The sequence below is a fragment of the Streptomyces sp. UNOC14_S4 genome (assembly GCF_020740835.1).
Lineage (GTDB): Bacteria > Actinomycetota > Actinomycetes > Streptomycetales > Streptomycetaceae > Streptomyces.
Map to the genome: position 1 here is coordinate 1 of NZ_JAINFC010000318.1, position 8,915 is coordinate 8,915.

Genomic DNA, 8,915 nt, shown 5'->3' on the forward strand with positions numbered 1-8,915 from the left:
CGGTCTTGCTGCTCTGGCTGAGGGCGGTATGGCGTCTGGTGTGGTGCAGGGGTCTGCGGCCGGTGGTCAGGTGGCCTTTGTGTTCCCGGGGCAGGGTTCGCAGTGGGCGGGCATGGCGGTCGGGCTGATGGACGCCTCGCCGGTGTTCGCTGCCCGGATCGACGAGTGCGCCGCCGCGCTGGCCGAGTTCTGCGACTGGTCGCTGGTGGACGTGCTGCGCGGTGCGGAGGGCGCGCCGTCGCTGGAGCGTGTCGACGTCGTCCAGCCGGTGCTGTTCGCGGTGATGGTCTCCCTGGCGGAGCTGTGGCGTTCGCTGGGTGTGCGGGCGGATGCGGTGGTGGGTCACTCGCAGGGTGAGATCGCCGCTGCTTGTGTGGCGGGGATTCTGTCGCTTCAGGACGCGGCCCGGGTGGTGGCTCTGCGGAGTCAGGCGATCGGCCGGGTGCTGGCGGGCAAGGGCGGCATGGTGTCCGTGGCCCTGCCGGTGGACCGGGTCCGGGAGCGGATTGCCGCGTGGGGTGAGGACCGTATCTCGGTGGCCGCTGTCAACGGCCCCTCCTCGGTCGTGGTCTCGGGCGAGCCGGAGGCGCTGGACGAGCTCATCGCTTCGTGCGAGGCGGACGAGGTCCGGGCCCGCAAGGTGCCCGTGGACTACGCCTCGCACTCCGCCCAGGTCGAGCTGCTGCGCGACGAGCTCCTGAAGCTCCTCGCGCCGGTCACGCCGAAGGCGGCCGAAGTGCCGTTCCTGTCGACGGTGACGGGGGAGTGGGTCCAGGGCCCGGAGCTGGACGCGGAGTACTGGTTCACGAACCTGCGCCGCACGGTCGAGCTGGAGGCCGCGGTTCGCCGCCTCCTGGACGAGGGTTTCGGCGTCTTCGTCGAGTCCAGCGCGCACCCCGTGCTGACGATGGGTGTCCAGGAGACCGCCGAGGACGCGGCCCGCGAGGCCGCCGCCATCGGCTCCCTGCGCCGTGACGAGGGCGGCCTGGAGCGCTTCTTCACCTCTCTCGGTGAGGCGTGGACGCGTGGCGTGTCCGTCGACTGGGACGCCGTCTACGAGGGCACCGGCGCCGTACGCGTCGGCCTGCCCACCTACGCCTTCCAGCACCAGCACTACTGGCTGGAGTCCGGCGCCCCCGCCGTGGCCGCGCAGGCTGACCCGGTCGAGGCCCGTTTCTGGGAGGCCGTGGAGCGCGAGGACTGGCAGGCGCTCGCCATCGAGCTCGCCGTCGACGGCGACGAGCGGGCCAGCGCCCTGCTGCCCGCCCTGGCCAACTGGCGCAAGCAGAGCCGTAAGCAGTCCGTCGTGGACGGCTGGCGCTACCGCGTGACCTGGAAGCCGATGACCGAGGGTTCCGCCGCGCGGCTCTCCGGCACCTGGCTGCTGGTCGTGCCCGCGTCCGCGGCCGACGACGACTGGGCCACCGGCGCGGCCCGGGTCCTCGCCGAGCGTGGCGCCGACGTACGACAGCTCGTCATGGACACCGGCGCCGACGACCGGGAGTCCCTCACCGCACTGCTGAAGCAGGCCGCCGAGGCCCCCGTTGCCGGTGTGCTCTCGCTGCTGGCACTCGACGCCCGGCAGCACCCCGTGCACACCTCCGCCCCCGCCGGAGCCGTCGCCCAACTGGCGCTGATCCAGGCGCTGGGCGACGCGGAGATCACCGCGCCGCTGTGGTGTGCCACCCGCGGCGCCGTCTCGACCGGCCGCGCGGACCGGCTGGAGTCGCCCGCGCAGGCGCTGACCTGGGGCCTCGGCCGAGTGGCCGCCCTGGAGCACGGCGAGCGCTACGGCGGCCTCGTCGATCTGCCGGAGACCGCCGACGACCGGGCGTTCGCCCGGCTGGCGGCCGTCCTGGCCGGAGCCGGGGACGAGGACCAGGTCGCGATCCGGCCCAGCGGCCTGTTCGCCCGCCGCCTGGTGCGCTCCCCGCTGGCCGAGACCGCTCCCGTGCGGAGCTGGCAGCCGTCGGGTACGACGTTGGTGACCGGTGGTACGGGTGCGCTGGGTGCGCATGTGGCCCGTTGGCTGGCCCGTAACGGTGCCGAGCGTCTGCTGCTCACCAGCCGTCGTGGTCTGGAGGCCCCGGGCGCTGCCGAGCTGCGTGAGGAGCTTGTCGCGCTGGGTGCCGAGGTCATGGTCGCAGCGTGCGACGTGGCCGACCGTGAGGCCGTCGAGGCGCTGCTCGCGGGCATCCCGGACGGGCAGCCGCTGACCGCCGTCGTGCACACCGCCGCGGTGCTGGACGACGGCGTGATCGAGGGCCTGACGCCCGAGCAGGTCGACCGGGTGCTGAAGGTCAAGGTCGACGCCACGCTCCACCTGCACGAGCTGACCAAGGACCTGGACCTGTCGGCGTTCGTGCTGTTCTCCTCCTTCGCCGCCACGTTCGGCGCGCCCGGCCAGGGCAACTACGCGCCGGGCAACGCCTTCCTGGACGCCTTCGCCGAGTGGCGCCGCGCCGCCGGGCTGCCCGCCACCTCGCTGGCCTGGGGCCCGTGGGGCGAGGGCGGCATGGCCGAGGGCGGGGTCGGCGACCGGATGCGCCGCCACGGCGTCATCGAGATGTCGCCCGAACTCGCCGTCACCGCGCTCCAGCACGCCTTGGACCGCGACGAGCCGGTGCTGACCGTCGTCGACATGGAGTGGAAGCGCTTCGTCCTCGCTTTCACCTCCGGCCGCTCCCGGCCGCTGCTGCACGACCTGCCCGAGGCACGGGACGTCATCAAGGACATGGCGGGCGACGAGGCGGAGGACTCCGGTGCCGCCGCCCTCGTCCAGCAGCTCGCCGGGCTGCCCGACGCCGAGCAGGAGCGGCTGCTCCTGGAGCTCGTACGGACCGCCGTCGCGACCGTGCTGGGCTACACCGAGGCCGTCGAGGCCGTACGCGCCTTCAAGGAGCTGGGCTTCGACTCGCTCACCGCGGTCGAGCTCCGCAACCGGCTCGGCGCCGCCACGGGGCTCAAGCTGCCGCCGACGCTGATCTTCGACTACCCGACCCCCGCCGCGCTCGCCCGGCACCTGCGTGCCGAGTTCTCCGGCCGGCAGCCCGCCACCGCGGCCCCGCTGCCCACGGCGGCAGCGCTCGCCGACGACGAGCCGATCGCGATCGTCGGCATGAGCTGCCGGTTCCCCGGCGGTGTCCGCACCCCCGAGGAGCTGTGGCAGCTGCTGGTCACGGGCGGTGACGCGCTGTCGGAGTTCCCGGCCGACCGCGGCTGGGACGTGGAGTCCCTCTACAACCCGGACCCGAACGCGCAGGGCACCAGCTACACCCGCGAGGGCGGCTTCCTCACCGGCGCCGCCGAGTTCGACCCGGCGTTCTTCGGGATCTCGCCGCGCGAGGCGATGGCGATGGACCCGCAGCAGCGCCTGCTGCTGGAGACGTCGTGGGAGGCGTTCGAGCGGGCCGGTATCGACCCCGTGTCGGTGCGCGGCAGCCAGACCGGTGTCTTCGCGGGCACCAACGGCTCCGACTACTCCATCCTCATGCGGAGCGCCACCGACGGCTACGAGGGTCACCTGGCCACCGGCAGCGCCGCCAGCGTGGTCTCCGGCCGCGTCAGCTACGTGTTCGGCCTGGAGGGCCCGGCGGTCACCGTCGACACGGCGTGCTCGTCGTCGCTGGTCGCCCTGCACCTGGCCGTGCAGGCCCTGCGCACCGGTGAGTGCTCCCTCGCCCTGGCGGGTGGTGTGACCCTGATGGCCACCCCCGGCACCTTCATCGAGTTCAGCCGCCAGCGCGGCCTGTCCTCCGACGGCCGCAGCAAGGCGTTCTCCTCGGACGCCGACGGCTTCAGCCCCGCCGAGGGCGTCGGCATGCTGCTCGTCGAGCGGCTCTCCGACGCACAGAAGAACGGCCACCCGGTGCTGGCGATCGTCCGGGGCTCCGCCATCAACCAGGACGGTGCGAGCAACGGCCTGACCGCGCCGAACGGCCCGTCGCAGCAGCGCGTCATCCGGCAGGCACTCGCCAACGCCCGCCTCACCACGGCCGACGTGGACGTGATCGAGGCCCACGGCACCGGTACGACGCTCGGCGACCCGATCGAGGCCCAGGCCCTGCTCGCCACGTACGGCCAGGAGCGCCCGGCCGACCAGCCGCTGCTGCTCGGCTCCGTCAAGTCCAACATCGGCCACGCCCAGGCGGCCGCCGGTGTCGCGGGCGTGATGAAGATGGTCCTCGCCATGCGGTACGGCATGGTGCCCGAGTCGCTGCACATCGCCGAGCCGACCCCGCACGTGGACTGGTCGGCGGGCGCGGTCTCCCTGGTGACGGAGGCCACCCCGTGGCCCGGGACCCGGGCCCCGCGCCGCGCGGGTATCTCCTCCTTCGGCTTCAGCGGCACCAACGCGCACGTCATCGTCGAGCAGGCCCCGGCGGAGGAGCGGACCGCGGCCGAGGACACCTCGCGGACGCCGGGCGTGCTGCCGTGGGTGCTCTCCGGCAAGAGCCAGGCCGCGCTGCGCGCGCAGGCGGAGAAGCTCCTCTCCCACCTCGCGGCCGACACCGGCGCGCGCCCCGCGGACATCGGTCACTCGCTGGCCACCACCCGCTCCGCCCTCGACGAGCGAGCCGTGCTGGTGGGCACGGACCGTGATGACTTCGTCCGCGGACTGGGGGCCCTGGCCCGGGGCGAGGCCCTGCCCCAGCTGGTCCGAGGAGCGGGAATCGGGGGTAAGGCCGCGTTCCTGTTCCCAGGACAGGGGTCGCAATGGGTAGGCATGGCCACCGCGCTGTTGGATGCTTCGCCAGTGTTCGCTGCCCGGATCGACGAGTGCGCCACCGCGCTGGAGGAGTTCACCGACTGGTCGTTGGTGGACGTCCTGCGCGGTGCGGAGGATGCGCCGTCGCTGGAACGTGTCGACGTGGTCCAGCCCGTGCTGTTCTCCGTGATGGTGTCGCTGGCCGAGCTGTGGCGCTCCATGGGCGTCCGTGCGGACGCGGTGGTGGGTCACTCGCAGGGTGAGATCGCCGCTGCGTGTGTGGCGGGGATCCTCTCGCTTCAGGACGCGGCCCGGGTGGTGGCCCTGCGCAGTCAGGCGATCGGCCGGGTGCTGGCGGGCAGGGGCGGCATGGTGTCCGTCGCACTGCCGGTGGCCCAGGTGCGGGAACGCATCGCCCCCTGGGGCGAGGCCCGTATCTCGGTGGCCGCTGTCAACGGCCCCTCTTCGGTCGTGGTCTCCGGTGAGCCGGAGGCGCTGGACGAGCTCATCGCGTCCTGCGAGGCGGACGAGGTCCGGGCCCGCAAGGTGCCCGTGGACTACGCCTCGCACTCGGCCCAGGTCGAGCTGCTGCGCGACGAGCTGCTGAAACTGCTCGCTCCGGTCGAGCCGAAGGCGGCCGAGGTGCCTTTCCTCTCCACCGTCACCGGTGAGTGGGTCAAGGGCCCGGAGCTGGACGCCGAGTACTGGTTCACCAACCTCCGCCAGACCGTCGAGCTGGAGGGTGCCGTCCGGCGTCTGCTGGACGAGGGCTTCAAGACGTTCATCGAGTCCAGCGCGCACCCCGTGCTGACCATGGGCGTCCAGGAGACCGCCGAGGACGCGGACCGCGAGGCCGCCGTCATGGGCTCCCTGCGCCGTGACGAGGGCGGCCTCGATCGCTTCTTCACCTCTCTCGGTGAGGCGTGGACGCGGGGCGTGTCCGTCGACTGGGACGCCGTCTACGAGGGCACCGGCGCGCGCCGCGTCGACCTGCCCACCTACGCCTTCCAGCACCAGCAGTACTGGCCCGAGGCGGCCGCGCCGGAGTCCGGCGCCGACGCGCTGCCCGTGGACGCGGTGGACGCCCGCTTCTGGGAGGCCGTCGAGCGCGAGGACCTGGAATCGCTCGCCGGCACGCTGGAGTTCGAGGACGCCGACACCCTGGGCGCCGTACTGCCCGCTCTGTCCGCTTGGCGCAAGCAGGCCCGTACGCTGTCCGCCCTGGACGGCTGGCGCTACCGCGTGACCTGGAAGTCGCTGACCGAGGGCGCCGCCGCGCGGCTCTCCGGCACCTGGCTGCTGGTCGTGCCCGAGTCCGCGCTCGCCGACGACTGGGCACTCGCCTCCGTGGGCGCGCTGGCCGGCCGCGGCGCCGACGTCCGGCAGCTCACCCTGGGCGCCGGGGAGCTGGACCGCGAGTCGGTCACCCGCCGGGTGACCGAGGAGCTCGACGGCGCCGCGCCGGTGGCCGGTGTGCTGTCCCTGCTCGCCTTCGACGACCGGCCCGCCCACGCGGGTCTGACCGGTACCGCCGCGCTCGTCCAGGCACTGGGCGACGCCGGGATCGACGCGCCCCTGTGGTGCGCGACCCGTGGCGCTGTCTCCGTCAGCCGCTCCGACCGGCCGGACAACCCGGAGCAGGCACTGGTCTGGGGCCTGGGCCGGACGGCCGCGCTGGAGCACCCCGAGCGCTGGGGCGGTCTGATCGACCTGCCCGGCACCGCCGACGAGCGGGCGCTCTCCCGGCTGACGGCCGTCCTGGCCGGGGCCGACGGAGAGGACCAGGTCGCGATCCGCGCCGCGGGCGTCTTCGCCCGCAGGCTCTCCCACGCCCCGCTGGCCGACGCCGCTCCCGTGCGGAGCTGGCAGCCGTCGGGTACGACGTTGGTGACCGGTGGTACGGGTGCGCTGGGCGCGCATGTGGCCCGCTGGCTGGCCCGTAACGGTGCCGAGCGTCTGCTGCTCACCAGCCGTCGTGGCCTGGAGGCCCCGGGCGCCGCCGAGCTGCGGGACGAGCTCGTCGCGCTGGGTGCCGAGGTCACCGTCGCCGCGTGCGACGTGGCCGACCGTAAGGCCGTCGAGGCGCTGCTCGCAGGCATACCGGCCGGGCAGCCGCTGACCGCCGTCATGCACGTGGCGGGTGTCCTCGACGACGGTGTCCTGGACGCGCTGACGCCGTCCCGCTTCGCGACGGTGCTCGGCCCCAAGGCCGACGCCGCCCGCCATCTGCACGAGCTCACCCGAGAGCTGGACCTGAGCGCGTTCGTGCTCTTCTCCGGCATCGCGGGCACGCTCGGCGACGCCGGGCAGGGCAACTACGCCGCGGCCAACGCGTACTTGGACGCGCTGGCCGAGCAGCGCCGGGCCGACGGGCTGCCCGCCGTCTCCGTGGCCTGGGGCCGCTGGGGCGACACGGGTCTCGCGGCCGGCGGCGCCATCGGCGAGCGGCTGGACCGGGGCGGCGTGCCCGCCATGGCACCGGACTCGGCGATCAGGGCGCTGCAGCAGGCCCTGGACCACGCCGACACGGCCGTGGCCGTCGCCGACATCCAGTGGGAGCGCTTCGCCTACGGCTACACGGCGGTGCGGCGCAGCCCGTTCATCGCCGACCTGCCCGAGGTGAAGCGGCTGACGGACAGCGGTCCGGCGGGCGGCGACGCCGGTACGGCCGCCGCTCCGGCGGACACGCTGCGGCAGCAGCTGGCGGGGATGCCCCGGGCCGAGCAGTCCCTGGTCGTCCTGGAGCTGGTGCGCGGCAACGCGGCCGCGGCGCTGGGGCACCCCTCGACCGACGAGGTCGGCGCGGGCCGGGCGTTCAAGGAGCTGGGCTTCGACTCGCTCATCGCGCTCGAACTCCGCAACCGGCTCGGTGCCGCCACCGGGCTGAAGCTCCCCGCCACGCTGGTCTTCGACTACCCGACCCCGGCCGTGCTGGCCGCGTTCCTGCACGCGGAGATCACACAGGACGGCGGAGCGGCGGCGGCCGCGCCGGGCATCGCGGAGCTGGAGAAGCTGGAATCCGCGCTGTCCGTGCTCGACCCCGCCGCCGAGGACGGCGAGACCCGGGCCGGTATCGCCGCCCGGCTCCAGGCCCTCCTCACCAGGTGGGACGAGCCGCGCGGCACCGGGCCGGAGAGCACCGGCGGCACGGTGACGGAAAAGCTGCAAGAGGCAACGCCTGATGAGGTCTTCGACTTCATCGAGAAAGAACTCGGAATCTAAGGATCTAAGGTCCGCGGGCGCAAGGTTTGTGACGAGAAGCATGGGTGAGACTCCAATGTCGGATCAGGACAAGATCCTCGACTACCTCAAGCGGGTAACTGCCGATCTGCACCAGACGCGGCAGCGTCTTCGGGAGGTCGAGTCCCGGGAGCCTGAGCCGATCGCGATCGTCGGCATGAGCTGCCGCTTCCCGGGGGGCGTCACGTCCCCCGAGGAGCTGTGGCAGCTCGTGGCCGCGGGTGGCGACGCCATAGCGGACTTCCCCACGGACCGTGGCTGGGACGTCGATTCGCTCTTCGACGCCGACCCCGACCAGCAGGGGACCAGCTACACCGACAAGGGCGGGTTCCTCGACGGCGCGGGCGAGTTCGACGCCGCGTTCTTCGGGATCTCGCCCCGCGAGGCCCTCGCCATGGACCCGCAGCAGCGCCTGCTGCTGGAGACGGCCTGGGAGGTGTTCGAGCGGGCCGGGGTCGACCCGGCCACGCTCCGCGGCTCCAAGGCCGGGGTGTTCATCGGCACCAACGGCCAGGACTACCCCGAGCTGATGCACCGGCTGCCGCAGGGCGCCGAGCAGTACCTGCTGACCGGCAACGCGGCCAGCGTCATCTCCGGCCGTATCTCCTACACCTTCGGCCTGGAGGGCCCGGCGCTCACCGTCGACACGGCGTGCTCGTCGTCGCTGGTGGCCCTGCACCTGGCCGTCCAGGCGCTGCGCAACGGTGAGTGCTCGATGGCGCTCACCGGCGGTGTCACCGTGATGAACAGCCCCCGGGCGTTCATCAACTTCAGCCGTCAGCGGGGCCTCGCCCCCGACGGCCGCTGCAAGGCGTTCGCCGACGGTGCCGACGGCACCGGCTGGGGCGAGGGCGTCGGCATGCTCCTCGTCGAGAAGCTTTCCGACGCCCGCAAGAACGGTCACCCGGTGCTGGCGATCGTCCGGGGCTCGGCCATCAACCAGGACGGCGCGAGCAACGGCCTGACG

2 protein-coding genes are annotated in these 8,915 nt (G+C 73.4%); both read left to right on the forward strand.

Annotated features, from left to right (window positions below; all coding sequences use genetic code 11):
- On the forward strand, positions 1-7,930 hold a 7,930-nt coding region (locus K6I34_RS24745), incomplete at its 5' end, for a type I polyketide synthase (protein WP_374231002.1).
- Positions 7,931-7,985: 55 nt separating this feature from the next.
- Positions 7,986-8,915 (forward strand): beta-ketoacyl synthase N-terminal-like domain-containing protein (locus K6I34_RS24750; protein WP_229328556.1); only part of this gene is annotated, 930 nt, incomplete at its 3' end.